The following is a 25,724-nucleotide window of genomic DNA, read 5'->3' as shown; positions in this document are numbered from 1 at the left end:
ATGACCCAATATCTCGTCCATCCTGGCAGTCAGCTCAAAGGTCGTTTTCCGGTCCCCGGCGATAAATCTATTTCCCATCGCGCTGTTATTCTTGGTGCGCTTGCTGAAGGTGTGACGGAAGTAGAGGGACTGCTGGAAGGTGCCGATGTACTCGCTACTATCGCCGCCTTTCGCACCATGGGCGTAGAGATGCAAGGACCGGATCATGGGCGCTTGCGTATACAGGGTGTCGGTCTGTATGGATTACGGGCACCTGGTGTACCGTTGGACTGCGGGAACTCCGGTACGGCAATGCGTCTCTTGGCAGGTGTGTTGGCCGGTCAGACTTTCCCGAGTACGCTGATAGGCGATGCCAGTCTGCGGCAGCGGCCTATGGGCCGGGTGTTGAGGCCATTGACTGCCATGGGCGCGGAAATTGCTGCCCAGGACGATAAGGCGCCCTTGCAGATTCATGGGCGGCCCCTGCACGGTATCGACTATGCCCTGCCGATGGCCAGTGCCCAAGTCAAATCCGCCATCTTGCTGGCGGGGTTGTATGCCGAAGGTCAGACCTGCGTGACGGAGCCCGCGCCTACCCGTGATCACAGCGAGCGGATGCTGCGGGGTTTTGGTTACCCGGTCGAGCGCCAAGGCGCTCGGGCTTGTCTGCGCCAAGGTGGGCACCTGCATGGGCAGTCGCTGCAGGTGCCCGGCGATATTTCTTCCGCAGCTTTCTTCCTGCTCGGCGCCACCATCGCGCCGGGTTCCGATCTCACCCTGGAAGGTGTAGGCATCAATCCGACGCGCACCGGCATCATTGAAATCCTCACCCGCATGGGCGCCCGGATTGATCTCACCGCGCTGCGCGTAGTGGGCGGTGAACCGGTCGCAGATATCCGCGTTCGCTATGCGCCGTTGCAAGGCATTGCCATTCCTCCCCATCTGGTACCTCTGGCTATTGATGAATTTCCTGCGCTGTTCATCGCCGCGGCGTGTGCGAAGGGTCAGACCGTGGTTACCGGTGCCGAAGAGCTCCGGGTGAAGGAAAGTGATCGCATTGCGGTGATGGCTAGTGGCCTGCGTGCAGTGGGTGTTACTGTAGAGGAGCGCGCGGATGGGGCCATTATCAATGGATCGCCTCTACTGGGTGGTCGTATAAACAGTCATGGGGATCATCGTATCGCGATGGCCTTCGCTATGGCGGCACTGGTGGCGCAAGGTGATATCGAAATCCTCGACTGTGCCAATGTGGTTACGTCTTTTCCAAGTTTCCCCGCTCTGGCGCGTCAGGTCGGGCTGCTGCTGGAGGTGGTGGGCGCATGAATAGCATTCCCGTCATCACATTGGATGGTCCCGGCGGGGTTGGTAAGGGCACGCTGGGCCGTCTTTTGGCCCGTGATCTGGGTTGGCATCTTTTGGACAGTGGTGCTATTTATCGGGCGTTGGCGCTGGCGGCACAGCGTGCCGCGTTGCCTGCGGACAACGCCGTGGCCTTATCCGAACTGGCGCGCACGTTGCCCCTGAGCTTTCGGGGCGGCGCCGACGAAACACATGTTCTGCTCGCGGGAGATCTGGTCGATGCGGAAATCCGCAGCTCCGAAATCAGTGCGTTGACCTCTCAGATTGCCGCAATTCCTGCGGTGCGTGCGGCCTTATTGCAGCGCCAGCGGGATTTTCGCCAGGCGCCGGGATTGGTAGCCGATGGTCGAGATATGGGGACCGTGGTTTTCCCGGATGCACCGCTCAAGGTATTTCTGACCGCCAGGACCGAAGAACGGGGCAAACGGCGTCTGAATCAGTTGATGGAACAGGGTATTAGTGCTAGTCTCGCCACAGTTGTGGCGGAAATTGCGGAACGCGATGCCCGGGATCAGCAGCGCAGCGTGGCACCGCTCCGGCCCGCGTCCGATGCGCGCCTCCTGGATACCAGCGAACAAAGCGTTTCCGACACATACAGGGTCCTGCAAAGCTGGGTTCAATCGGCTTTTCAGGAAAATTGAAACCGCCATTTATGGCATCGAGCAGTGATTCAAGGGGCGCCCATGGCGTACCCGGTATAATGAGGCCTACTGAAATTTATGACCACCCCTAACGCTGAAATGCTTGTTGAACCCAGTTTTGCCGAGATGTTTGAAGAAAGCCAGAGCACCCAGGGCCTCAAACCCGGCGAGTTGCTTACCGGCATCGTGACCCGCGTCGATAACGACTTTGTCATCGTCGATGTGGGACTCAAGTCTGAAGGACCGATCCCCGCCGAGCAGTTCCGCAATGCGGAAGGCGAGATAGAGGTGAAGGTCGGCGACTCTGTAGAGGTCTGTCTGGAGCTGGTGGAAGACGGCATGGGCGAAACCCGTCTCTCCCGTGAAAAAGCCCGCCGCGCCAAGACTTGGGTCGATCTGGAGAAATCCTTCAACGACAACGCAGTGGTGCATGGCTTCCTTACCGGCAAGGTAAAAGGTGGTTTTACGGTCAGCATCGACGGTGTGCGTGCCTTCCTGCCTGGCTCCCTGGTTGACGTGCGTCCGGTACGGGATGTCGCCTATCTCGAAGGCAAAGATCTGGAGATGAAGATCATCAAGCTGGACCGCAAGCGCAACAACGTGGTGGTTTCCCGCCGCGCGGTGGTCGAGCAGGAACAAAGTGTGGAACGTGGCGCACTGTTGGAAAGTATTCAGGAAGGTGCCATCCTGGAGGGCGTGGTCAAAAATCTTACTGATTACGGTGCGTTCATCGACCTCGGTGGTATCGACGGCCTGCTGCATATCACCGATATGGGCTGGCGTCGGGTCAAGCATCCCAGTGAGGTGGTCACCGTGGGCGGCGAAGTGCGTGTCCTGGTCCTCAAGTTCGACCGCGAGCGCGGCCGTATCTCTCTTGGTATGAAGCAGCTGGGTGAAGATCCTTGGCGCGATATCGCCCGCCGTTATCCGGAGGCCACCCGTATTTTCGGTAAGGTCACCAACGTTACGGATTACGGCGCGTTCGTCGAAATCGAAGAAGGTGTCGAAGGCCTGGTGCATGTTTCCGAAATTGACTGGACCAACAAAAACATCAATCCAGCCAAAGCATTGCATGTAGGTCAGGAAGTTGAAGTGATGATCCTCGATATCGACGAAGAGCGTCGCCGTATTTCGTTGGGTATCAAGCAGTGCTTGCCTAACCCCTGGGACGACTTTGCGCAGAACTTCCAGAAGGGCGATCGTGTTTCCGGTCAGATCAAGAGCATTACTGATTTTGGCGTGTTCGTTGGTTTGGATGGCGGTATCGACGGGCTGATCCACTTGTCCGATCTGGCCTGGGATCGTACCGGCGAAGAAGCCGTACGGGACTTCAAAAAGGGAGACACGCTGGATGCGGTTGTCCTGAGCATCGATCCGGAGCGGGAGCGTATCAGCCTTGGTATCAAGCAGATGGAAACCGATCCGTTCATTCAGTTTGTGGTGGCCAATGAAAAGGGCGCCCTGGTCGAAGGTGAAGTCATCTCGGTGGATGGCCGCGGCGCCGAGATCCGCCTTGGTGAAGGCGTCGAAGGATTCCTCCCCCAGCGCGAGTTGGGCCGTGGTCAGACTTTGGCCGCAGGGGATAAAATCGAAGTCGCCATTGCGATGGTCGATCGTAAGAATCGCACCTTGACCCTCAGTACCAAGGCGCATGAAGCGGCTGTTTCTCAGGAAGATCAGGCGGCTGCGGTGCAGCAATATGCGCGTAGTGCAGCGACAGGCACCACCAGTCTGGGTGATCTGATTAAAGAACAGCTCAAGCGTAAGCAGGAAGAAGATAGTTAAGTGCAGTGACCCTCTCCCCCCTCCTGATCAATATCATGACCGAGAGGGGGAATGAGGTGGCGTCAGGTGAAGGCGTTTTTTGGAGCGTCAACCTGCCGCTTACTAGTTTAATTTTGCGATGCCCTGTCAGTTCACCATTCTTTGTTAAGAAGCTAATAAACTATGACTAAATCAGAATTGATCAAAAACATCAGTGCACAATATCCGCATCTGAGTGTGCGTGATATTGAAATGGCTACCCGCCAGATGCTCGATTATCTGAGCGATGCATTGGCTGAGGGTGAACGCATTGAAATTCGTGGTTTTGGAAGTTTTTCCATGCACGTGCGTCCTGCCAAGCAGGGGCGTAATCCGAAAACGGGAGAGCCGGTGCTGGTGCCCGAAAAACGGGTTCCGCATTTCAAACCGGGTAAGGAACTCCGTGAGCAGGTTGATTATCCTGAAGTGGTTGCGGGTGGCAAGGTCTAATTGACGGCTTCTGGCGTGGATATGGTTGTTATCCTCGTTTTGCTTGTGGCGATTGCTCTGGGCGTATGGGTTGGTCGGATTACCGCTTACAGAAAATCTGCGCTGGGTGCTCCTGACACGATTCCCGAAATTTATATTCAGGGACTCAACCATCTCCTCAGTGAGCGCAATGATGAAGCGGTAGAGGTTTTTCTGGATGCATTACGGCAACATCCGGAGAGTGTTGACATTTTGCTCGCCCTAGGGCGTCTCTTTCGGCGCCGCGGAGAACTGGAACGTGCCTTGCGGGTGCATCAGCATCTTCTTGAGCAGCCAGCACTGGCGCCTGACTTGCGGCAAAGTGTACTTTTCGAGATCGCCCAGGATTACCTCAAGGCTGGAATCCTTGATCGAGCGGAATCCATCCTTAAAGAGTTGCTGGATCGTCAACCTGATCATCTAGAGGGCCTTGCTACGCTTGCCGAGCTGTACGAACTGGGCAGTGAGTGGATGCAGTCTATCGCGGTTCGTCAGCGCTTATATAAAACAGGTGCGCGTGGTCAGCGTCCCGTGATTGCCATGCTCTATGGTGAACTGGCCGAGCAATCGCTGCTCGCAGGAGAGGCGGGGCAGGCAAAGGTCTTTTTGGAGTTGGCCCACAAGGAAGATCCAGAAAATCCGCGGGCTTTGATGATTGGCGGACGCATCGCCTTCGATCGGCAGGACTGGGGTGCGGCGCTAAGCCTTTGGGAAAAACTCCTTGATTCCCCAGTAGAGTCTGTGGTTCTGCTTATTTTGCAACCGTTTCTGAGTGTTTTACGATATGCTGCGAACGACACGGATGTGCAAGTAACGCGAGAACGCTTGTTGAAGATGTGTAATTCGCCATTGGCCGTAAAGCTTTTGGCGCATGCCTTGCAGGTGGTTGAAGGAACTGCTGCGGCGACGGCATATTTAAGACATGTTCTGTTGCGGCAGCCAGATATGCGGGTGATGCAGGTTTTGCTGGAATTGGATCCCGAGGCGCCAGAGCCTGCGTTGTACCCCGTTATGGCGGTAGCGGTGCGAAGGCTGGCGGTGGAGGCGGCGGTTTTTTATTGTCAGTCCTGTGGTTATCAAAGTCCTCAGTACTATTGGCGCTGCCCTGGCTGCCGTCAGTGGGGAACCTTTTCTGGAGGGTGTAGTTTGTGATTTCACCGCTCATTGTTGCGCTGGATTATGCGAACGAACGCGACGCCTTGGTATTGGTGGATCAGCTTGATCCTGCCGCGTGTCGGGTCAAGGTAGGTAAGGAACTCTTTACTGCCTACGGCCCCGCCATTGTGGAGTGCCTGCAGGAGCGAGGATTTGACGTATTTCTTGACCTCAAATTTCACGATATTCCGCAGACCGTCGCCAAAGCGTGCAGGACGGCAGCGCGTCTCGGCGTATGGATGCTCAACGTACATGCGAGTGGTGGTAGTACCATGCTGCGCGCTGCACGCGAAGCAGTGAACGATGCCGCTGATGGGACACAGCGGACTCTCCTGGTTGCGGTGACGGTGCTCACGAGCATGAACGACGCCACTTTACGCGAAGTTGGCGTCAACAGTTCGGTGCAGGATCAAGTTGAGCGTTTGGCAACACTTGCGGCAGAATGTGCCTTGGATGGTGTCGTCTGTTCTGCGTTGGAGGCAGGTCGTCTACGGGCGGTACTACCTGAACTCCTGCGTGTGACCCCTGGGATTCGTCCCGCGCAGGATGCGGGGGACGACCAGAGACGTATTATGGCGCCTGCGGCGGCACTGGCGGCGGGCGCGGACTTCATCGTGGTGGGCAGGCCTATCACGGCTGCCGAAGATCCGGCCCGGGCCCTGAGCCAGATATTGAGTGGGTTGGCAGGGGATCCCGTCGATCCTGAGTAACATGCTGAATGAAAAAGGTGTAAAGGCTGTGCTCGCATAACGTTGATCATGGAGAAGAAATCACTGTGAATGCAGACGAAGTGGTGGCATTGTACAAAGAAGATGGGGCCCTGCTCCAGGGACACTTCCTGCTATCCTCCGGGCTGCATAGTGATACCTACCTGCAGTCGGCCAAGGTACTGCAACATTCTGGGCACTCAGCGCGGCTGTGTGCGGCGATGGTGGCTGGTATTCCTGCGGATTTGCAGCAGCGTATTTCCTGTGTCGTAGGGCCGGCCATGGGTGCGGTTCTGGTGTCCTATGAATGTGCCCGCGCGCTGGGGGTCCGCAGCCTGTTTACCGAGCGGGAAGCCGGACAGATGGTACTGCGCCGGGGCTTTGCATTGGCGCCGGGCGAAGGCGTGTTGGTGGTTGAAGATATTACGACGACGGGTGGCTCGACGCGGGAATGCATGGCAGCCATTCGCGCAGCAGGTGGGCAAGTGTTGGCGGCATCGGCAATCATTGACCGCAGTTCAGGATTCAGCGATTTTGCCGGTGTACCATTTTTTCCGCTATTACGGCTCCCGGTACACACCTGGGAAGCAGCTGATTGTCCCCTCTGCGCCGCTGGCGGGACGCCCGTTAAACCAGGGAGCCGCGGTCTGCGCTGACCTTGAGGGGCAGGTGGCTTGTGTTTATCATTAATGTTTAGGCTTAGACAAAATGCAAAAGAAGGATCAGTTCATGCAAATCTTGACACCAGAGGCCGCGCCTTTGGAAAGACACATCCGTGTGACCATTCCCGCCAGTGAGGTGGAGAGTGGGGTATCTCAGCGTCTGCGTAATAAGGCGCGCTCTGCGCGTCTCCCCGGATTCCGGCCCGGTAAGGCGCCCATAGCCCTTATCGAACGCCATTATGGTTCGGATGCCCTCATGGAGACCTTTGATCATCTCATCAATGAACGCTATTCCCAGGCGGTGCGTGATGAGTCTTTGCGTCCTGTCGGCAGACCAGACGTACGGGTCGAGCAGGGGGGACGCGGTGAGGATCTCGTGTTTACGGCTGTGGTGGAGGTGTATCCCGAGTTTGACCCGCAGGTCCCGGACGCTACGGTGATCCGCAAGACGGCTGAAGTGACGGACGCCGACGTGGATGCCACCATAGATATCATGCGTCAGCAGCGGCGTTTTTATGTGCCTGCGGAGCGTGCCGCCCAGAACGAGGACCGGGTCACCGTAGGTTTTCAGGGGACCATCGATGGTGTCCCCATGCCGGGCGGTGATGTAACCGACTACCCCGTGGTGCTGGGCTCCGGTCGCCTGCTGCCAGACATTGAGCAGGGATTGCTGGGCATGTCTGCGGGAGAAGAGCGAACCATCGCGGTACAGTTTCCGGCAGAATATCATGTTCCGGAATTCGCCGGTCAGGCCGCCCAATTTCATCTTCAGGTCAAGGAAGTTGCGGCACCCCAATTGCCCGAAGTGGACGCGGCTTTTGCCCTGGCACTAGGTATCGAGGATGGGGATGTTGCCGAATTACGGCAGGAAGTACGGGAAAATCTGGAACGTGAAGCGCAGCGGATGAGCCGAAGTCAGGTGAAATCGCAAATTCTGGAACTGATTGCTGAGAGCAATCATCCCGATTTGCCCAAGCAAATGGTCGGACAGGAATTGGAGCGTTTGCAAAAAGACGCCAATGCGGTGGCCGGCGGCGATGACCTGGACGCGTTGGCTAAGCGGCGTGTCATACTCGGCTTGGTTTTGTCGGAAATCGTCCGGCGCGAAAAGCTGCGGGCATCCACGACGGAAATCACCCAGCTTATTCGGGATATGTCTGAGCAGTATGAGGATGCTGAGCAGTTCATGAGCTGGTATCGCAGTAAACCCGAGCAGATGGAGCAGGCCGAAGCTATGGTGCTGGAAGACAAAGTTGTGGCATGGCTTCTCGAGCGTGTTAAAGTGGCAGACGAGTCGGTCAGCTTTAACCAGCTTATCGGTCGGACGTCGGCAGCCGAAGCACACACAGAATAACCGATGTCCGTTGCTGGACAATGTCAACAGACAGGAGCATGGATTATGTGGAAACAGACAGGAGACCGGCTGGCTCCCGCCGTACAGGGCCTGGGGTATGTGCCCATCGTGGTCGAGCAGACCGGACGCGGCGAACGATCCTATGATATTTACTCGCGGCTGCTCAAAGAGCGGGTGATTTTCATGGTGGGGCAGGTAGAAGATATGATGGCCAACCTGGTCGTCGCTCAGTTACTTTTTCTGACAGCAGAAAATCCGGATAAAGACATCGAGCTTTACATCAACAGCCCGGGTGGCTCTGTCACTGCGGGCATGGCGATTTACGACACGATGCAATTCATCCGTCCGAAGGTCAGCACGCTCTGTATCGGTCAGGCGGCAAGCATGGGCGCGGTATTACTGGCCGCTGGTGCCGAAGGCAAGCGTTACGCGCTGCCTAACGCACGGATCATGTTGCATCAGCCCTCTGGTGGTTTTCAGGGGCAGGCGCATGATATCGAGATTCATACGAAAGAAATCCTGCGTATTCGTGAGCGGCTCAATGATATTCTGGTCCATCATACCGGACAGAGCCGTGAACGCATTGAGCAGGATCTCGACAGAGACTTTTTCATGTCGGCCGAAGAGGCCAAAACCTACCATCTTGTGGATGCCGTGATTGCCCGTCACGGTGAAAACGAGACCGCCTGAACAGGCAGGAGAACAGCTATGGCTGGAAAGCATGAGGGGAGTGGTGAAAAGACGCTCTATTGTTCATTCTGTGGCAAAAGCCAGCATGAAGTCCGCAAGCTGATTGCCGGTCCTTCGGTATTTATCTGTGATGAATGCATTGAGTTGTGCAATGACATCGTCAAGGACGAGATACTGGACGACCACAGCGAGGGTCAGGACAAACTGCCCAAGCCCATGGAAATCCGCAAAACGCTGGACGATTACGTCATCGGTCAGGACGTTGCCAAAAAGGTTTTGTCCGTGGCGGTTTACAATCATTACAAGCGTCTGGAACATGGTGGCAAGGCCAATGAGGTAGAACTGGACAAGAGTAATATTCTGCTCATCGGCCCCACCGGTTCGGGTAAGACCTTGCTGGCGCAGACTCTGGCGCGCCTCCTGAATGTGCCCTTTGCCATGGCCGATGCTACGACGCTGACGGAAGCGGGTTATGTGGGTGAGGATGTCGAAAACATCATCCAGAAATTGTTGCAGAAATGCGATTACGATGTAGAAAAGGCGCAGACCGGCATCGTCTACATTGATGAGATCGACAAAATCACTCGTAAGTCCGAGAACCCCTCTATCACCCGCGATGTTTCTGGTGAAGGTGTGCAACAGGCGTTACTCAAGCTGATTGAAGGGACGGTGGCCTCGGTTCCGCCACAAGGCGGCCGCAAGCACCCGCAGCAGGAGTTCTTGCAGGTGGACACGCGGCATATCCTCTTCATCTGTGGTGGTGCTTTTGCGGGTTTGGAGAAGTCCGTCTCTGCGCGTCTGGAGAAGGGTGGTATGGGCTTCAATGCGCCCCTCAAGCGCCGCGATAAAGAAGCGACCGCCGCATTACTGATGCAGAATCTGGAGCCCGAAGATCTGGTGCGCTACGGGTTGATTCCCGAGTTTGTCGGGCGTTTACCTATTCTGGCGCTGCTGGAGGAACTGGATGAAGAAGCACTGGTTTCCATCCTCACCGAGCCGAAGAATGCTTTGGTGAAGCAGTACCAGAAGCTCTTCGCTCTGGAGGGCGTGACCCTGGAGTTCCGCACTGAGGCGGTGCGGGCCATTGCCAAAAAGGCACTGACCCGCAAGACCGGAGCACGCGGTTTGCGCTCCATTCTTGAACAGATTCTGCTGGATACCATGTACGAATTGCCCTCTATGAGTGGCGTGAAGAAAGTGGTAGTGGATGCCGCCGTGGTGGAAAGCGGCACCAAGCCGCTACTGGTTTACGATGATGCTGCCAAGGTGGATATATCTCATCCGGCCTGAAGTAGAGGAAGGTTGTCATTGAAAAGCGCTATTGACGACCCCATCTGCATCGTTATTGGTAGTAATCACCTACTGTTGGAGTAGACCGTGACCCAAATCGATAAAAGTCTCCTCGTGGAAGATGAAGCACAGATGGTACCGGTGTTGCCTCTGCGCGATGTTGTGGTATTTCCGTTTATGGTTATCCCTCTTTTTGTGGGGCGGACGAAGTCGATTCGCGCCCTGGAAGAGGCGATGTCCGGCGAAAAACAGATTCTGCTGGTATCACAAAAAAATGCCGCGGACGATGATCCTCAGCCGGAAAATATTTATCGGATCGGCACGCTGGCGACGATTCTACAGTTACTCAAACTTCCCGATGGTACGGTTAAGGTGCTGGTCGAAGGTACGGACCGGGCTAAAATTGTTTCCTTCCTGCCGGCTGAAGAATTCTTGCGCGCTCAGGTGCAGATCGTTGCCAGTGGTGCGGCAAACGATCGTGAGCTGGAAGCGCTTATGCGTTCGGTCAGCGCTCAGTTTGAGTCCTACGTCAAGCTGAACAAGAAAATTCCCCCGGAGATTTTGTCTACATTGGCGAGCATGGATGATCCGGCACGGCTGGCAGATACTGTAGCGGCGCATCTCGGTCTCAAACTCGAAGAAAAGCAAGAAATTCTGGAGAAGGCGGATACGCGCGCCCGGTTGGAGCATCTGCTGGGCATGATGGAGTCTGAAATTGACCTGCTGCAGGTAGAAAAGCGCATCCGCGGCCGCGTCAAGCGGCAGATGGAGAAGAGTCAGCGCGAGTATTATCTGAATGAGCAGATGAAGGCTATTCAGAAAGAGCTGGGTGATCTGTCGGAAGAGGGTGGTGGTGAGCTAGATGAGCTGACGCGTAAAATCGACAAGGCAGGAATGCCTAAAGATGTGAGGGCCAAGGCCGATGGCGAGCTGAAAAAGCTGCGGATGATGAGTCCTATGTCCGCAGAGGCGACGGTGGTACGTAACTACATCGACTGGCTGGTGGGGGTGCCGTGGCGCAAGCGCAGCAAAATCACCAAGGACCTTAAACGCGCCAAGGCCATTCTCGACGCCGATCATTATGGCCTGGAAGACGTCAAGGAACGTATTCTCGAATATCTTGCCGTACAGGAACGGGTCGGCAACAGCCGTGGTCCGATCTTGTGTTTGGTAGGCCCGCCTGGCGTGGGGAAGACCAGTTTGGGGCGCTCTATCGCGGCGGCGACCGGACGTAAATTCGTGCGGATGTCCTTGGGTGGCGTGCGCGATGAAGCGGAAATTCGCGGGCATCGGCGTACCTATATTGGCGCTCTGCCGGGTAAGATTGTCCAGAGTCTGGCCAAAATTGGTACGCGCAATCCACTGATGCTGCTGGATGAAGTGGATAAGATGGCGATGGATTTCCGGGGTGACCCGGCTTCCGCTCTCCTGGAAGTGCTGGATCCCGAGCAGAATGCAACTTTCAACGACCATTACCTGGAAGTGGATTTCAACCTTTCTGAGGTGATGTTCGTCACGACGGCGAACACGCTCAATATTCCGGCAGCGTTGATGGATCGTATGGAGGTGATTCGGATTTCCGGATATACAGAAGACGAAAAGACCCACATCGCCACCAAGTATCTCCTGCCCAAGCAGATAGAAAAGGCCGGGCTTCTGGATGGGGAGATGCAGCTTTCACAAACAGTCATCCGGGATATCATTCGTTATTACACCCGGGAAGCCGGTGTGCGTAATCTGGAGCGGGAACTCGCTCGTATCTGTCGTAAGGTAGTGAAAGAACTTCTGCTCGACAAAAAGCGCACGCGGGTGCAGGTCTCGGATCGTAATTTGGAGAAATATCTCGGGGTACGTCGCTTCGACTTCGGCAAGGCGGAGAAGGAAAACCGTATTGGTGAGGTCACTGGTCTGGCTTGGACAGAGGTTGGTGGTGAGTTGCTCAGTATTGAGGCGGTAGTCGTGCCTGGCCGCGGCAAGTTGCTCATTACCGGAAAACTGGGTGATGTGATGCAAGAATCTATCCAGGCCGCCATGAGCGTGGTGCGTGCCCGGTCGCGGGCTCTGGGTATTCCCGCAGACTTTTACCAGAACCGTGACGTGCATATCCATGTGCCGGAAGGTGCCACGCCTAAAGACGGGCCAAGTGCCGGTATTGGCATGGCCACTGCCTTGGTATCGGCACTGACTAATATTCCGGTGCATGCCACGGTCGCCATGACCGGGGAAATTACCCTGCGCGGTGAGGTTTTGCCCATCGGTGGATTAAAGGAGAAGTTGCTGGCAGCGCATCGCGGCGGTATCAGCACGGTCCTGATTCCGGCAGAGAATGAAAAAGATCTGCAGGAAATTCCCAAAAATGTGCGTGATGCACTGACCATTAAACCGGTTCGGTGGATTGATGAGGTTCTGGCCATTGCGCTGGAGTCTTCGCCGACACCGCTGCCACCCGACAATGGGGAGCCGTTGGTTGGCGTAGTGGCTGTTCAAGAGTCTCCAGAGGACAAGGCAATGGCACATTAAGGATGTGACGTGAAAGCCGCCTCAAAAAAGTTTAGTTACCTGGAGAGACGTGAAATAGGGCGGTATTTATGTCGTGCATTCTCGACAAGGATGTTTCATTGGTGAAGGCCGGTCTTGATCTGCGATTCCGGCCATTTTATGCACTTTCTTGACAAGCCTTTTTTTACCCTGCTATAACGTTTTCTGGATAGAGTTGATGCGCAGTTATACCTAGTAACCGAGTCCATAACAGGAGAAAGAAATATGAATAAGTCGGAGTTGATCGAGAAGATTGCAGAAGAAGCCGGCGTGACTCGTGCTGCCGCTGGCCACACGCTGGATGCGGCAGTCAAGGTAATTACAGAGGCGCTGAAGGCGGGTGATCAGGTGACTCTGGTTGGTTTCGGTTCCTTCCTTGTTTCCAGCCGTGAGGCACGCAAAGGTCGTAATCCCGCCACTGGTGCAGAAATCATGATTGCCGCAAGTCGCACGCCTAAATTTAAGGCTGGTAAAGCACTGCGTGATGCAGTAAACTAGCGCGTCTGGTTTGGGCGGTTAGCTCAGTTGGTAGAGCGTCGGCTTTACACGCCGAATGTCGGGGGTTCGAGCCCCTCACCGCCCACCACAAATTTTATTGGGGTGGTAGTTCAGTTGGTTAGAATGCCGGCCTGTCACGCCGGAGGTCGCGGGTTCGAGCCCCGTCCGCCCCGCCAATGCGAGTAAGGCGACCCTTGTGGGGCGCCTTTTTTTGTGCCTGTTTTTTGTATAATGCGGCACTGGGGTGGCCATTATGGATTTTAGAAACATTCCTTGCTGGTAGAGCGCTAAATACAGGCAGCTTTACCTTGGTACTATAGCTTTGTGGAGATGTGCTTATGATGGATGCATTTCGGAATTTCGGTCAATCTTGGGTAGCCAAAATACTCATGATCTTAATCGCATTATCTTTCGTGCTCTGGGGTGTAAGTGGTTATTTATTCTCGGGGAGTTCAAGTTCATCGACCGTAGCGACGGTGGACGGCCAGAAGATCAGCGATACCGTATTTCAGAAGCGTATGAAGGATGCTCAGGCACGTTATAGTCATGTTTTTGGTGCAGCAACCGCAGCGAAGATGGCGGAGGATAAAAGCTTTGGGCTGGATGTGCTTAATGGATTGATTGACAACATGCTTATAGGTGCGGAGGCGCGGCGCCTGGGGTTGCGGGTGCCCAATACAGAGTTGGCAAAAAAAGTTGAATCCATTCCGGCCTTTCAAGAGAAGGGTGTTTTTTCTAAAAGTCATTATCAGAAATTGCTGGCAGCTAACGGAATGACACCAGCACAGTTTGAAGGCATGCTGCGCGAAAGTATGCGTCTGGAGCAGTTGCAAGTGATTCCCCAGGCCATTGCTACGGCCTCGAATGCTGAGGCAACCCAGGTTTGGGCCTGGTCTCAGGAGTACCGCGATGTCAGTGCGGTAGATATCCAGGATGCTGACTTCGCGGCTGCAGCCAAGCCCACCAGTGCCGAAGTGGCCGATTACTATCATGCCAACGTCGATCAATTCCAGTTACCCGCGCAGCTGCAAGTACAATATGTCGTGCTGGGGCCGAAGGATTTTGTCGGCAAGCGGTTGTCGTCGACGAACCCAGTCAGCAATGTTTCCGCGGTAGCGGCCGGGCAGAGCGCGGCACCTTTTAATAGGCAGGCGGAAAATGCCTTCCAGGCTCAGGTGGAAAACTTTAAGGATCGCCTGTTTAGTAGCCCTGACGGTTTGGCTGCGGTCGCCAAAGCCTATAATCTGAAGATTCAAGAGAGTGGTATGCTCACAGCGGGAAAGGTACCCACTCAGGGGCCTTTTGCCGACGCCAGGGCACTCGACCTTGCCTTCAGTAAGGCGGTGCTTGCCGGTAAAAATAGCACAGCGCTCAGGTTGGCGAATGGTGATTTACTGGCTGTGCATTTGCTCCATTATACGCCGGGAAGCGCGCAACCCTTGAGTGCTGTTGCTGGAACCATTACTGCAAAGTTAACCTCGGAGAGGGCGCAAGAACTTGCTAAAAACAAGGCACAAGCGCTGCTGGCGGCGGCACGGCAAGCAAAAGATATGAATGTGCTGACCGATAGCGGTGCCTATCCGCTGCACGCATATCTCGATATAACCCGGCGTAATGGACAGGGGCTGGATAATGCGGCGTTAGCGGCTGCTTTCACAATACCCGCACCCGTGGACGGAATCCCCTCCATGGATATGGTGAAGACGTCGTCAGGCTACCAGATTTTTGCGATCACCCGTGTGACCGCACCCTCGGCAGCGGCGATAAACCCCAAAGTGGCGGCGCAAATTCGCGCATCTCTGGAGGAACAAAGAGGCCGTTTGCTGTCGACAGCTTACCTGAAGGACTTGTGGGAGCATGCTAAAGTGAAGATCAATGACGCGCAGTTGGCCCAGATCTCTCATTGATCAATGCGCTTTGGTACGGATGCCCGGTTGTCTAAACAACGGCTGCCTGGAAATTTTCTATAAGTGTGAATCTCCATGTTGATGCTTCAATTTGCTCGGAACCCGGGTCCAGATAGTGTTACCACCGAGCCATGAAAAGCCGATATAGCCGTATACTTTAAGTTCATGGGGATCTAAGGCCGTCAGCGTGCCATGAAAATAAGTGTTGTTGTTTGGGTCGTAAATGCGACCCTGTGACCATTCCCCCGGACGCTTTGGTACGAAGTTGGCCAGAATTTGTGGCTGGCCCTTGGCACGGGCCTGCTGCACAGTGTCTTGCAAGTGCCCGACGCTTTGCCCGAATAGTGCGCCATTTTTCTCATAAATACGGATATAACCGTTGCCACCTGCGGTTTGCCACAGGCCAACAATACCGCCACTGCGCGTACTTGCGAAAGCAATGCCGGTACTCCCCAGAAACAGCCCGATAAGGATGCAGGAAGCAGTTAAAAGAGGTTTCATTTGGTTAACCTTTCAGCCTTGTATATCTTGCTGTAGATAGTTGTTGCAAAATTTTAACAAAGTAGAAGTTGTTAATCAAACGGGCTGGATGATACTATATAACTAGTTGATATAACTTGTTATAATAATAAATTCTGCCCGATTCATAAAACGTGTTCAGTCCACCTTTTTGGGTGATGGATATGGACGCGCTTGGCTGCCAAGCTACAGACAGAATTGAGGAGCGGCACTCTCCTGAATCACCCTGCTTGCATTCCGTAGCGAAACTGTATAAAAATACAGTCGTTGCTAAATGGTAGTAACCCGCTGGCCCTCAGGAGATGCGCATGGACGAACTCACCCTCCGACAGGCCGAGATTCTCGCCTGGATTCGTGCCCGCATGGCAGAAGACAGTCTGCCGCCCACCCGTGCTGAGTTGATGCGCGCTTTTGCCTTCCGTTCGCCCAATGCTGCCGAGAGTCATCTGCGGGTGCTGGCGCGCAAGGGCTATATTTTGCTGCAAAGTGGTACCGCCAGGGGTATCCGTCTCTGTGCGAGCGCGGCAGAGGAAATCGGCCTGCCACTGATCGGGCGGGTGGCGGCCGGACAACCCATGCTGGCTGATGAGTTCCGGGAGGGGTCGTTGCCCGTCGATCCCCGGCTATTTTCGCCAGGGGCTGATTATCTGTTGCGGGTGCAGGGGATGAGTATGCGTGACGCCGGTGTTCTTGATGGCGATATTCTCGCCGTTCGTCACGAGGCGGCGCTTACGCTTCAGAATGGCCAGATGGTGGTCGCCCGGGTCAACGGTGAGGTGACGGTCAAACGCTGGAAGCGGGATGGTGATCAGGTCTGGCTGCTGCCGGAAAACCCCGATTTCTTGCCCATTTCGGTAGATTTGCGGCGTGATAACCTGATGATCGAGGGTATTGTGGTCGGACTTTTGCGCATCGGAGCCAAGCTATGAATTCATCCGCGCATGGAGCCGGCAAGCGTGCTTTGGTGGTAGTTTTCTGGCGGGAATCGATGCCTGGATATGGGGCCTCTACTGATTCAGGGCGGCTTTGATTGATGGGGTCGTCTGGCTTTTACTACGGACACCGGTTTAGAATCCCAGCATATCGTCATTACCTCTCACCAAGACATAAGGACAGTATCCATTCATGGAAAAAAAATCCATCGCGTTGGCCGTGGCCCTTTTTATCATCGGCGGCCTCACCGGCGCCGTCGTGGACCGTTTTGCGGTAGTGCCCCACACGGGAACGGAAGTCAGCCTTAGCGCTGCGGAAAGCTTGCTGGAATCCGTGACCCATGGGCGGGCCAAGGCTGAGAAGGTGTTCCCCGGTCCCGGTGGGTTAACCGGGATCGAAGTGACTCTGGAAGGACATCCGACCATTGCCTTTGCCACTGCGGATGGCAAATATCTGGTTGCCGGCCCAGTCCTGAATACGCAAGGCACGGACGAAGCGCACGCGGCGATGCTGAAGCTTGGTTTGATTCCCAAGCCGACAAGTCCTGCGACCATGGCCGCGAAGGCGGCGCATACCGACAGCTTTGTGCTGGGCACCAGCGGGCCTGAGATGATCGCTTTTATTGATCCTGATTGCATTTTCTGCCACAAGTTTTATGAACAGGCTAAGCCACTGATTGACGCTGGCAAGCTCAGGGTGCGTTATGTGGTGGTGGCGTTCCTCAAAAAGAGCAGTGGCCCCAAAGCCGCTGCCATTCTCGCTGCCAAGGACCCTGCTATGGCTCTGATGGAAAACGAAAATAGCTTTAATGTGGGAACGGAAGAGGGGGGTATTCAGCCTGCTCAAAATCCTGGCACAGCCACCATTAGCGCAGTAAAAAATAATACCAAGCTGCTCGCTGAGAGCGGTGAAATGGCTACCCCCACCCTGATCTACTGCGATCAAAAAGGTGCGGCCACCCTGGTACATGGTTTGAAAAAAGAAAGCCTCAAAGATTTGGTTGCACACCTCGGTAACCTGCAAAATGGAGCATGCCAGAAGTGACTATGTCCGGGACAAACGCAGTCGTGATTCAGCGTGGTGACTACAAAGTACCTGGTTATCAGGTCTCTGAAATCGCTCTTGATCTGCGTTTGGACCCGGAAAATACTGAGGTGTCTGCCCGCCTCCATTTTCAATGCACGGCTCCAGCGCCGGTTAGCGAATTGCATCTGGACGGCGAGTCCCTGGAGCTATTGAGCCTCCAGCGGGATGGCCGGACACTGGCAGAGCATGAATATCGACTGACTGACGCGGGGTTGGTGCTACTGAATCCCCCGGAATCTTTCGTTCTGGAGAGCAGAGTACGTATACATCCTGCGGCCAACTCCACGCTTTCCGGCCTCTATCATGCGGGCGGGCAATTCTTGACCCAATGTGAAGCGGAGGGTTTCCGGCGCATTACCTACACCCTGGATCGTCCTGATTGCCTCGCCCGCTTCACGGTCACTCTGCACGCCCCACAAAAAAATTGCCCGGTGCTGCTCGCCAACGGCAATTGTATGGCCACGGGTGACGAGGAGGACGGCTGGCACTGGGCCCGCTGGGAAGACCCCTATCCCAAACCGGCATACCTCTTCGCCATGGTTGCTGGTGATCTGGCGGTGATCCGCGATCAATACCGTACCGCTTCCGGCCGGGACGTGATGCTGGAAATCTATGTGGCCGAACGTGACACCGGCGCTTGCGCCCAGGCCATGGACAGCCTCAAGCGCGCCATGCGCTGGGATGAGACGGTCTACGGTCGGGAATACGATCTGGACCGCTACATGATTGTTGCTACCGACAGCTTCAATATGGGCGCGATGGAAAATAAAGGCCTCAACATTTTTAATGCTAAATATGTGCTCGCCAGCCCGGAAACCGCTACGGACAACGACTATCAGGGTATTGAGTCAGTCATTGCCCATGAATATTTCCACAACTGGACCGGCAATCGGGTGACTTTGCGTGACTGGTTTCAGTTGAGTCTCAAGGAAGGCCTGACGGTGTTTCGTGATCAGGAGTTCAGTGCCGATCAGAATTCCCGCGGTGTTCAGCGCATCGGCGATGTGCGCCGTTTGCGCGCTGCCCAGTTCCCGGAGGATGCCGGTCCCCTTGCGCATCCGGTGCGGCCCGATGCCTATTCCGAAATCAATAATTTCTACACGGCGACGGTCTACGAAAAAGGCGCCGAACTGGTGCGGATGATCCACACGCTGTTGGGTAAAGCACAGTTTCGCCAGGGCATGGATCTCTATTTTCAGCGACACGATGGTCATGCGGTTACCATTGAAGACTTTATCGCCGCCATGGAGGATGCCAACCAGCGCGATCTCTCCGGTTTTCGTCGCTGGTATAGCCAGGCGGGAACACCGATCCTGCGCGCGACCGGTAGCTATGATCCGGCCCGGCACAGCTATAACCTCACTCTGCATCAGGAAACCCCGGCAACACCCGGGCAGCCCGTTAAAGAGCCGGTGCCGATCCCCGTGCGTATGGCGCTGTTCAACACCCAGGGGCAACGGGTCCTTCTGGGCGGAGCTGACCGTGAACGGATACTTTTAATGGAGCAGACTGAACAGTCGTGGACTTTTGACAACCTGCCTGATCCAGTGACCCCCTCCCTTTTGCGTGGCTTCTCGGCACCGGTTCGCCTCGAAAGTCCGTTGGATGACGATGCCCGTAGTTTTTTGGCCGGCCACGATGATGATCCCTTCAATCGTTGGGAGAGTATCCAGGATCTTGCGGTAAAAGCCTTGCTCGCCGCCGTGGCTGATGCCTCGGTTGCCTCGCTGCCAGGCGCTCTGCGGCATGCTGTCGCGGCGACTTTAGGGGATGCGCAGATAGACCCGGCCTTCCGTGCCGAATTGCTTTCTCTCCCCAGCGAGGAATATATCGGCGAGCAGATGCCAGTGATCGCCGTCGAGGCGATTCATCACGCGCGCGATAGCTTGATGTGCAGCATCGGCACGCAGTTCGTGCCTGAGTGGGTCGGGTTGTATCATGATCTTGCCGCGGCTTATCAGCGCGACGCTTTGTCTATCGGTCGCCGGCGTCTGCGTAACCTGGCCCTGAGTTATCTGATTGCCAGCGACCATGACGGTCACGAGGAGATGACCCTGCATGCCCGTCAGCAATATGCTCAGGCCGATAACATGACGGACCGCTTGGCCGCTTTTCAGTTGCTGGTACAACATCGCCACCATGATGCCGAGGATATCCTGCTCGACTTTTACCGAAAGTGGCATGCATATCCGCTGGTAATCGACAAATGGTTTGCGATACAGGCAGCCGCACCACGCCCGGAAACCCTGCGTCAGGTAGAGCATTTGCTCGTGCATCCTGCCTTTGATTGGCGGGTACCTAACCGGGTACGTGCAGTGCTCGGTGGTTTTGCCGCTAATCCCACGGTTTTCCATGCAGCGGATGGTTCGGGGTATGCCTTTTACGCGGAGCAACTCTGTCGTCTTGACGATCTTAATCCACAGACAGCGGCGCGTCTGGCAACACCCCTGAGCCGTTGGCAGCGTTATGATGCTCCACGCCAGCAGGCTATGGGCGAAGCCTTGAAAATGCTGGCGGGTAAGCCTAAGCTTTCCCGCGACCTAGCAGAAGTCATACAGCGCTCTTATCCCACTAAATATTGAATATATTAAAAAACACAAGGAGACTGAAAGGATGGCTATAGATCGTCAACGCGCCCTCGCTAGAGCGCTCATGCTGAAAAACGAAGAAAGCCTGGATGCAGCGACAATCGCCGTTGCGGAACAGTTAAGTGGCAAGACCAATCTCACGCTTGGCGAGGCGGTCAGCGTTCTGGGTAATGATCAGATTGCCGCGGTGGCGGGTTTCTTGAGTGAGAACCTGAACTGCCAGCAACTGGAGCAGGTCTGCGACACGGACACCTATGATCTGGAGCAGGCGCGCGAGTGGGAGGTGACGGAAGCGCAGTATTGCCTAGCCCACGAAATTGCCTTGATTGCGCATATGACCGAACGCAAGCGCGAGGGTTTGGATTAAGTGCTGATGGAATCAGCCCCACGGCCGTGGGGCGTTCTCCAGGCGCTCCCAATACCGGGAGAATTTTTTGCGTTGTCGACTCTCCCGGGCATGGAGATAGCCCATCAGCATTCCCGCACTGAAAGCGAGTCCGTGCTTGCGGCTGGTGGCTAGTCCCGCCAGATGCTGTCCTGCCATCTCGGCGTCATGGACAGCACCAGAGATTTCCTGGAGGGCGGACAGCAGTTTGAGCAGTGTTTTACTATCTTTGCTGGGCCAGATATCGCCCAGCGCGAGAATCACATAGCGCCAGTTCTTGATGCGTATGCGCAAGACATGAAAACTGGCGGCGGTCTTGGCTGCGTCTCCCGCCGCCATTAATTGGCGATCCTGACGCCGCAAATGCATTTCTGCGTAGTGCTGTAGATCCTGATCACTGTATAGCGTTGCACGCAGCAGCCGTGCCCAAAGCTTCAGAATCGCGGCGGCGCACTGGCCGAGATGGGCAGGTGTTGCTTCGGCTTGCACTATCAGCCAACTACGCAGCGGAATCACTTCGGTGCCCGTATCCGTGGCCAACGCTTCCCAATACATGGCGAGTACTTCATGATCACGGCGTATATTTTGCTGATGAAACCAGTCAGCCAATTCCTGACGGGCATTACCGAGACGGTTGTCAGCATCCAGAGCCCGGCAGAAGCGCAGCAGCGCGCGCAGGCTGCGGACGGTTTTGCGCAACTGATGTAAGGTCTGCGTGCTATTATCGGTCGAATGCTGCCTGGCTTCGCTAATCGCTTGTTGACTTTGTTGGATCAGCAGGCGGCTGAATGCTTTTCCGGCATTTTCGTGGCGGCGTAGCGGTGGTGTTTGGTAGCGCATCACACCGGCATCGGTCGGTATCAGCCCGGCTAGACGCAAGCCCCGAAACATCTTGCTTTCCCCATCGGGCAACAGCGGCAGAGCGAGGCACAGTTCTGCGCCCATCTCCAATACCGCGGCAGCCTCTCCTGTTGCCAATTCCAGCTCTACTTCGAGAATAGGTTCACGTAAGCCGTTGGCAACGATTTCTCCGCGATCCAGTGCGACCAGAATCTGGCTGCCGTCCACGCGATCCACCCGACTCTCCAGCCGTTCAAAACGGGTTTCGAGAATGATTTGCAAGGCCAAATCCAAAAAGGGTGCCAGTAATGCTACAGCATCCGAGTCAGTAAACACCCGGAGATCAGCTTCGGAGGAGAAGACGGTGACGTTCCATTCGGGGCGCTGATGCAGTCCGCCAGCGGATTGGCCTTCGGCCTTGAGAGTGGCCACCCACTCTTTTCCTTCTCGACGTACACGGTAGGCTAGCCGGGCGCGCTGCAAGGCGCCATCACGGCTATCATAATAGAGAGCGTGAAGCTGCAAAGGGGAGATCGTACCCAGTGCGAGCAGAGGATGTTGGCTGATTTTTTCCCAGGCGGCAGGGGACGGATCGAGTATCTGCAGTTTAAGCTCTTGTTCCACGTTTCCCCTCCGTTACAAAGCGCAGGATCTGCGCCCATTGCGGCAATTCAGCGCGGGTTTCTGCCATCCGCAAATCCGCTATGCCCGCGCCCAGTTGCGCGGCCCGCACATAGAGTTGGTTATCGCGCAGGGTGGCCACCACCGGCAACTGCAAATCTGCCAGAAATAGTTGCAGATGCTGTCCGCCCTTGGTACGCGCATTCACGCGGTTGGCAATAACGCCCATGCGCACCTTACCCTTGCGAAAGCGTTTAATCTCATCCAGTTTTTCCAGGAAAAGACGGCTGGCGTCCATATCGAAAGAGGAGGGACCGATGGGTACCAACAGCACCTCCACCTCATCCAGCATGTCTTCCAGGCGCCCTTTTTTCAGGCCAGCAGGGGCATCAAAGACGACGAAATCGCTCGTTGGATAATCACGGAAATCCCGATCAGCATCGACAATGATGGACAGCTTTGGCAGGTGCTCCGACCGCCGCTCGGCCCAGGAGCTGGACGAGTGCTGTGGATCCAGGTCAGCGAGCAGTACCGAACCGCGTAGTGCCAGAAAACTGGCGAGGTTGGTGGCAACTGTCGTCTTTCCGGCACCTCCTTTGCTGTTGAGCACCAGCACCCGGATCACGACGAAACCTTGTCACGCATGGTGGCTACTCCTATTGTAGTGTTCCAATAAACGGTCCTGAGCCGATTTGCAGGCGGCATCTGGGGTTTTACGCAGAAAATCATAAGTACCATCGGCACGCATGGCCCAAGCGTTACAGTCATCTTCCAGGTACAGCTGAAGGGTTTCTTTGAGTATGCGTGCGCGCAAGTCGGGATCGAGAATGGGTACCGCGACTTCCAGGCGGCGAAAGAGATTGCGTCCCATCCAGTCGGCACTCGACATCCAAAGCTTGGGATGCCCGTCATTCCCGAAGTAGTAGACACGGCTGTGTTCGAGAAAACGACCGACAATGGAACGCACCCGGATACATTCAGAGACACCGGGTATGCCGGGACGTAAGGCACAGGCGCCGCGTACCACCAGGTCGATTTCCACCCCGGCCTGGGAGGCCCGGTACAGGGCGCGAATCAGGTCTGGTTCGACCAGCGCATTCACCCGTGCGATGATGCGGCCTTTCACGCCGAGCCGGGTCTCTGCCTCAATGGCATCACGTATCCCGCTGAACATGGTAAAGGGACTTTGCAGCAGGCAACGCAGTTGCGGTGCCTTACCCATGCCGGTGATATGCATGAACAGATCGTTCATGTCGGCCGTGACGTCAGGATGTGTGGTGAGCAGGCTAAGATCGGTATAAATCCGCGCATTACGGGGATGATAATTGCCAGTACCCAGATGCCCGTAGAGGCGAATCCCGTCCTCCTCACGGCGTAGGACCAGGATCATCTTGGCATGTACCTTGTGGTTGACCACGCCGTATACCACCTGTACACCCACCTCTTCCAGGCGCTCCGCCATCCGGATGTTATTGGCTTCGTCAAAGCGGGCCTTGAGTTCGACCACGGCAGTGACCTGTTTGCCCGCCATCGCTGCTTCTATCAGCGCATCGATGATGGGAGAGTCTGGGGTAGTGCGATATAACGTCTGTTTGATACCAATGACTTGCGGATCACTGGCCGCTTGGCGGAGAAAATCCAGCACCGGATTGAAGCTCTGGTAAGGGTGATGGAGGAGAATGGGTGCCTCGCGGAGTTGGGCAAATATATTCTCCGGTCGCGTACAGACTGAGGGTAGGCCGGGTACAAAGGGCGGGAAGAGCAGATCGTGGCGAGGAACCATGTCGATGATGGCGGCCAGCCGTGACAGATTCACGGGACCCAGCAGCGAGTACAGATTATCCTCACCAAGCTCAAAATGCTTCAAGAGGTAGTCGATCACCTCGCGCGGACAGTTGCTGGCGACTTCCAGCCGTACCGCCTCACCAAAAGGGCGCATCGGTAGTTCATCAGCGAGCGCATCGAGGAGGTTGTCCACCTCTTCTTCGTCCACGAAGAGTTCACTATTACGGGTTACCCGGAATTGATAAAAACCCTGTATCGTCAGGCCCGGAAAGAGGGTTTGCACATGCTCGTGAATGATAGAAGAAAGAAACACGAAATCATGCGGACCGGCCAGGTGCGTTGGAATCTGGATGATACGTGACAGTATCCGCGGTGCCTGCACGATGGCGATGGGACTATGTCGCCCATAAGCATCCTGGCCCTCCAGGGCGATGGCAAAATTCAGTCCTTTGTTCTGTACCTTGGGAAAGGGGTGGGCTGGGTCAAGGCTCAAGGGGGTGAGCAGGGGTAGGACTTCACTCTGAAAATAGCTGCTGATCCAGCGTCTTTGCGCGGCCTGCCATTCGCGCCGACGCAACAGACGGATACCCTCTTTGGCCAGTGCCGGTAGCAGTCGTTGGTTCAGGCAGCGATATTGCGCAGAGATAATTTCGTGGGCCATTTTGGCTACGGCTTCAATTTCGAGATTGGGTCCGAGCATATCCGGCCCCGAAGGACCGGCACCAAATTTGCGCCGTTGCAGAAGCCCTGCCATGCGTACTTCAAAAAATTCGTCCAGATTGTTGGAAACGATGGTCAGAAAACGTAAACGCTCCAGCAGGGGTACATGTGGATCATCTGCCAACGCGAGTACCCGCCGGTTAAATTCGAGAATGCTGAGGTCGCGGTTGAAATAGAGATCGGGATTGTCCAGAGAGGGCGCCGCATCAGCTTTTTGCGGGGCAGGTGCCTCATTCATGTGCGTATCCCCATGCGTTGTTCTGCCGCAATCAGGGTATTCTGTAAGAGTGTGGCTACCGTCATGGGGCCGACCCCGCCAGGGACTGGCGTGATCCACGCCGCACGTTGCTCCGCACCAGCAAAGTCTACATCACCGGTCAGCCGCCCATCCGGAAGACGATTAATGCCTACATCAATGACCACGGCTCCTTCACGAACCCACTCCCCAGGTATCAGTCCCGGTTTGCCGGCCGCCGCGACGAGCAGTTCGGCGCGCCCCACATGGGCCGCAAGATCGCGGGTGAAGCGGTGGCAGACGGTCACCGTCGCCCCGGCCAGGAGGAGTTCCAGCGCCATGGGCCGTCCGACAATATTGGATGCGCCGACAATCACCGCTTCTTTCCCCCTGACCTCTATACCGGTTTCCTGAAGCAATGTCATGATACCGGCTGGCGTACAGGAGCGCAGCAGCGGCGCGCGCAGCGCAAGGCGGCCGACATTGTAGGGGTGAAAGCCATCGACATCCTTGTCGACAGCAATGGCCTCAATGATTTCTTCAGGATCAAAATGTGGGGGCAGGGGCAACTGCACCAGGATGCCATCCACAGCATTATTGGCGTTTAATTCGGCAATGTGAGCCAGGAGATGCTGTGGCGTGCTGTCTGCAGGAAGATTGGCAGAAAAAGAACTGATACCTACGGAAGCACAGGCATCGCGTTTTTTTTGCACATAGACTTGCGACGCCGGATCGGCCCCGACCAGCACTACCGCAAGGCCAGGGGAGCGTCCATGACGCTGGAGAAAAGCTTGACTGCGATGGGTGACCTCCGCCTGTATTTTTTTGGCTATGGATTTGCCATCAATGCGTTGCGCAGTCACCAGGACCTCTTTGCTAAGGTCTCAATGCTCAGGAAGAATTTATGACCCATGAAAAAATTTACCTGTGTGCGAATAGCGAACCAGTCAACCTGGCAGTA

Annotated in this window: 22 protein-coding genes and 2 tRNA genes; 19 read left to right on the top strand and 5 right to left on the bottom strand. The window is 55.6% G+C overall.

The annotated features are described in order from the left end of the window. The 15 genes from aroA to H2515_RS08630 all read left to right on the top strand — a co-directional run bounded on the left by aroA (position 1) and on the right by H2515_RS08630 (position 15,051). Positions 1-1,302, top strand: coding sequence for a 3-phosphoshikimate 1-carboxyvinyltransferase (gene aroA / locus H2515_RS08700; RefSeq protein WP_065413538.1), 1,302 nt, complete (start codon positions 1-3; stop codon positions 1,300-1,302). Then, positions 1,299-1,979 carry a (d)CMP kinase gene (gene cmk, locus H2515_RS08695; protein ID WP_065413537.1) on the top strand — a complete coding sequence of 227 codons (681 nt, stop codon included), beginning with the start codon at positions 1,299-1,301 and terminating at the stop codon, positions 1,977-1,979. The genes aroA and cmk overlap by 4 nt, the downstream gene beginning before the upstream one ends. A gap of 78 nt (positions 1,980-2,057) precedes the next feature. Further along, a complete protein-coding gene (gene rpsA / locus H2515_RS08690; RefSeq protein WP_014028802.1) occupies positions 2,058-3,764 on the top strand; it encodes a 30S ribosomal protein S1 in 1,707 nt (568 codons plus the stop codon). Positions 3,765-3,926: 162 nt separating this feature from the next. Continuing rightward, positions 3,927-4,232, top strand: a complete 306-nt coding sequence (locus H2515_RS08685; RefSeq protein WP_065413536.1) for an integration host factor subunit beta — start codon at positions 3,927-3,929, stop codon at positions 4,230-4,232. Next, positions 4,233-5,402 (top strand): tetratricopeptide repeat protein, encoded by a 1,170-nt coding sequence (locus H2515_RS08680; RefSeq protein ID WP_051984776.1) that lies wholly within the window; start codon positions 4,233-4,235, stop codon positions 5,400-5,402. Further along, positions 5,399-6,115, top strand: a complete 717-nt coding sequence (gene pyrF, locus H2515_RS08675) for an orotidine-5'-phosphate decarboxylase (protein ID WP_198659852.1) — start codon at positions 5,399-5,401, stop codon at positions 6,113-6,115. Before H2515_RS08680 ends, pyrF begins: the two co-directional genes overlap by 4 nt. Before the next feature lie 65 nt (positions 6,116-6,180). Next, positions 6,181-6,768: an orotate phosphoribosyltransferase gene (pyrE, locus tag H2515_RS08670; RefSeq protein WP_198659851.1), complete on the top strand. Its 588-nt coding sequence runs from the start codon at positions 6,181-6,183 to the stop codon at positions 6,766-6,768. A gap of 73 nt (positions 6,769-6,841) precedes the next feature. Further along, positions 6,842-8,128 (top strand): trigger factor, encoded by a 1,287-nt coding sequence (gene tig / locus H2515_RS08665; RefSeq protein ID WP_232821306.1) that lies wholly within the window; start codon positions 6,842-6,844, stop codon positions 8,126-8,128. Between the two features lie 45 nt (positions 8,129-8,173). Beyond that, a complete protein-coding gene (clpP, locus tag H2515_RS08660) occupies positions 8,174-8,818 on the top strand; it encodes an ATP-dependent Clp endopeptidase proteolytic subunit ClpP (protein ID WP_198659849.1) in 645 nt (214 codons plus the stop codon). Positions 8,819-8,836: 18 nt separating this feature from the next. Then, positions 8,837-10,108 (top strand): ATP-dependent Clp protease ATP-binding subunit ClpX, encoded by a 1,272-nt coding sequence (gene clpX / locus H2515_RS08655; protein ID WP_198659848.1) that lies wholly within the window; start codon positions 8,837-8,839, stop codon positions 10,106-10,108. Between the two features lie 87 nt (positions 10,109-10,195). Next, positions 10,196-12,628 (top strand): endopeptidase La, encoded by a 2,433-nt coding sequence (lon, locus tag H2515_RS08650; protein ID WP_035192463.1) that lies wholly within the window; start codon positions 10,196-10,198, stop codon positions 12,626-12,628. A 243-nt stretch (positions 12,629-12,871) separates the two neighbouring features. Next, positions 12,872-13,144: an HU family DNA-binding protein gene (locus tag H2515_RS08645; RefSeq protein ID WP_014028811.1), complete on the top strand. Its 273-nt coding sequence runs from the start codon at positions 12,872-12,874 to the stop codon at positions 13,142-13,144. Positions 13,145-13,156: 12 nt separating this feature from the next. Further along, positions 13,157-13,232, top strand: a tRNA-Val gene (locus H2515_RS08640). Positions 13,233-13,243: 11 nt separating this feature from the next. Then, positions 13,244-13,320, top strand: a tRNA-Asp gene (locus H2515_RS08635). A 162-nt stretch (positions 13,321-13,482) separates the two neighbouring features. Next, positions 13,483-15,051, top strand: coding sequence for a SurA N-terminal domain-containing protein (locus H2515_RS08630; protein ID WP_198659847.1), 1,569 nt, complete (start codon positions 13,483-13,485; stop codon positions 15,049-15,051). A 57-nt stretch (positions 15,052-15,108) separates the two neighbouring features. On the opposite strand, the gene H2515_RS08625 is transcribed toward H2515_RS08630, so the two are convergent. Further along, positions 15,109-15,552 carry a DUF2147 domain-containing protein gene (locus H2515_RS08625; RefSeq protein ID WP_035192459.1) on the bottom strand — a complete coding sequence of 148 codons (444 nt, stop codon included), beginning with the start codon at positions 15,550-15,552 and terminating at the stop codon, positions 15,109-15,111. 326 nt (positions 15,553-15,878) lie between these two features. Between H2515_RS08625 and lexA the strand changes: the two genes are divergently transcribed. From lexA to H2515_RS08605, 4 genes are all read left to right on the top strand, one after another. Beyond that, complete coding sequence (gene lexA, locus H2515_RS08620) at positions 15,879-16,499, top strand: transcriptional repressor LexA (protein ID WP_035192457.1); 621 nt, start codon at positions 15,879-15,881, stop codon at positions 16,497-16,499. 196 nt (positions 16,500-16,695) lie between these two features. After that, positions 16,696-17,547, top strand: coding sequence for a thiol:disulfide interchange protein DsbG (gene dsbG / locus H2515_RS08615; protein WP_198659846.1), 852 nt, complete (start codon positions 16,696-16,698; stop codon positions 17,545-17,547). Positions 17,548-17,549: 2 nt separating this feature from the next. Beyond that, the gene (gene pepN, locus H2515_RS08610) at positions 17,550-20,171 is read left to right on the top strand and encodes an aminopeptidase N (RefSeq protein WP_232821305.1); all 2,622 of its coding nucleotides are present in this window, start codon (positions 17,550-17,552) and stop codon (positions 20,169-20,171) included. Positions 20,172-20,202: 31 nt separating this feature from the next. Then, positions 20,203-20,544: a hypothetical protein gene (locus H2515_RS08605; protein ID WP_035192455.1), complete on the top strand. Its 342-nt coding sequence runs from the start codon at positions 20,203-20,205 to the stop codon at positions 20,542-20,544. A gap of 12 nt (positions 20,545-20,556) precedes the next feature. On the opposite strand, the gene H2515_RS08600 is transcribed toward H2515_RS08605, so the two are convergent. The 4 genes from H2515_RS08600 to folD are packed head-to-tail and all read right to left on the bottom strand — an operon-like array spanning position 20,557 to position 25,626. Then, a complete protein-coding gene (locus tag H2515_RS08600) occupies positions 20,557-22,026 on the bottom strand; it encodes a CYTH and CHAD domain-containing protein (protein WP_198659845.1) in 1,470 nt (489 codons plus the stop codon). Next, positions 22,010-22,648: a ParA family protein gene (locus tag H2515_RS08595; RefSeq protein ID WP_065413530.1), complete on the bottom strand. Its 639-nt coding sequence runs from the start codon at positions 22,646-22,648 to the stop codon at positions 22,010-22,012. The genes H2515_RS08600 and H2515_RS08595 overlap by 17 nt, the downstream gene beginning before the upstream one ends. A 12-nt stretch (positions 22,649-22,660) precedes the next feature. Further along, entirely contained in the window at positions 22,661-24,766 is a 2,106-nt protein-coding gene (gene ppk1, locus H2515_RS08590; RefSeq protein ID WP_065413529.1) for a polyphosphate kinase 1, read from the bottom strand. Further along, positions 24,763-25,626, bottom strand: a complete 864-nt coding sequence (gene folD / locus H2515_RS08585) for a bifunctional methylenetetrahydrofolate dehydrogenase/methenyltetrahydrofolate cyclohydrolase FolD (protein ID WP_065413528.1) — start codon at positions 25,624-25,626, stop codon at positions 24,763-24,765. Before folD ends, ppk1 begins: the two co-directional genes overlap by 4 nt. Positions 25,627-25,724: the final 98 nt, after the last annotated feature.

Source organism: Acidithiobacillus ferrivorans, from assembly GCF_016250455.1.
GTDB classification, from domain to species: Bacteria; Pseudomonadota; Gammaproteobacteria; order Acidithiobacillales; family Acidithiobacillaceae; genus Acidithiobacillus; species Acidithiobacillus ferrivorans.
This window is presented reverse-complemented; position numbering and strand designations above follow the sequence as displayed.

Bases quoted from the DNA above. Each gene is read 5' to 3' on its own strand.
- aroA (WP_065413538.1), top strand. From the start codon at position 1: ATGACCCAATATCTCGTCCATCCTGGCAGTCAGCTCAAAGGTCGTTTT.
- cmk (WP_065413537.1), top strand. From the start codon at position 1,299: ATGAATAGCATTCCCGTCATCACATTGGATGGTCCCGGCGGGGTTGGT.
- rpsA (WP_014028802.1), top strand. From the start codon at position 2,058: ATGACCACCCCTAACGCTGAAATGCTTGTTGAACCCAGTTTTGCCGAG.
- H2515_RS08685 (WP_065413536.1), top strand. From the start codon at position 3,927: ATGACTAAATCAGAATTGATCAAAAACATCAGTGCACAATATCCGCAT.
- tig (WP_232821306.1), top strand. From the start codon at position 6,842: ATGCAAATCTTGACACCAGAGGCCGCGCCTTTGGAAAGACACATCCGT.
- clpP (WP_198659849.1), top strand. From the start codon at position 8,174: ATGTGGAAACAGACAGGAGACCGGCTGGCTCCCGCCGTACAGGGCCTG.
- clpX (WP_198659848.1), top strand. From the start codon at position 8,837: ATGGCTGGAAAGCATGAGGGGAGTGGTGAAAAGACGCTCTATTGTTCA.
- H2515_RS08645 (WP_014028811.1), top strand. From the start codon at position 12,872: ATGAATAAGTCGGAGTTGATCGAGAAGATTGCAGAAGAAGCCGGCGTG.
- H2515_RS08630 (WP_198659847.1), top strand. From the start codon at position 13,483: ATGATGGATGCATTTCGGAATTTCGGTCAATCTTGGGTAGCCAAAATA.
- H2515_RS08625 (WP_035192459.1), bottom strand. From the start codon at position 15,552: ATGAAACCTCTTTTAACTGCTTCCTGCATCCTTATCGGGCTGTTTCTG.
- lexA (WP_035192457.1), top strand. From the start codon at position 15,879: ATGGACGAACTCACCCTCCGACAGGCCGAGATTCTCGCCTGGATTCGT.
- dsbG (WP_198659846.1), top strand. From the start codon at position 16,696: ATGGAAAAAAAATCCATCGCGTTGGCCGTGGCCCTTTTTATCATCGGC.
- pepN (WP_232821305.1), top strand. From the start codon at position 17,550: ATGTCCGGGACAAACGCAGTCGTGATTCAGCGTGGTGACTACAAAGTA.
- H2515_RS08605 (WP_035192455.1), top strand. From the start codon at position 20,203: ATGGCTATAGATCGTCAACGCGCCCTCGCTAGAGCGCTCATGCTGAAA.
- ppk1 (WP_065413529.1), bottom strand. From the start codon at position 24,766: ATGAATGAGGCACCTGCCCCGCAAAAAGCTGATGCGGCGCCCTCTCTG.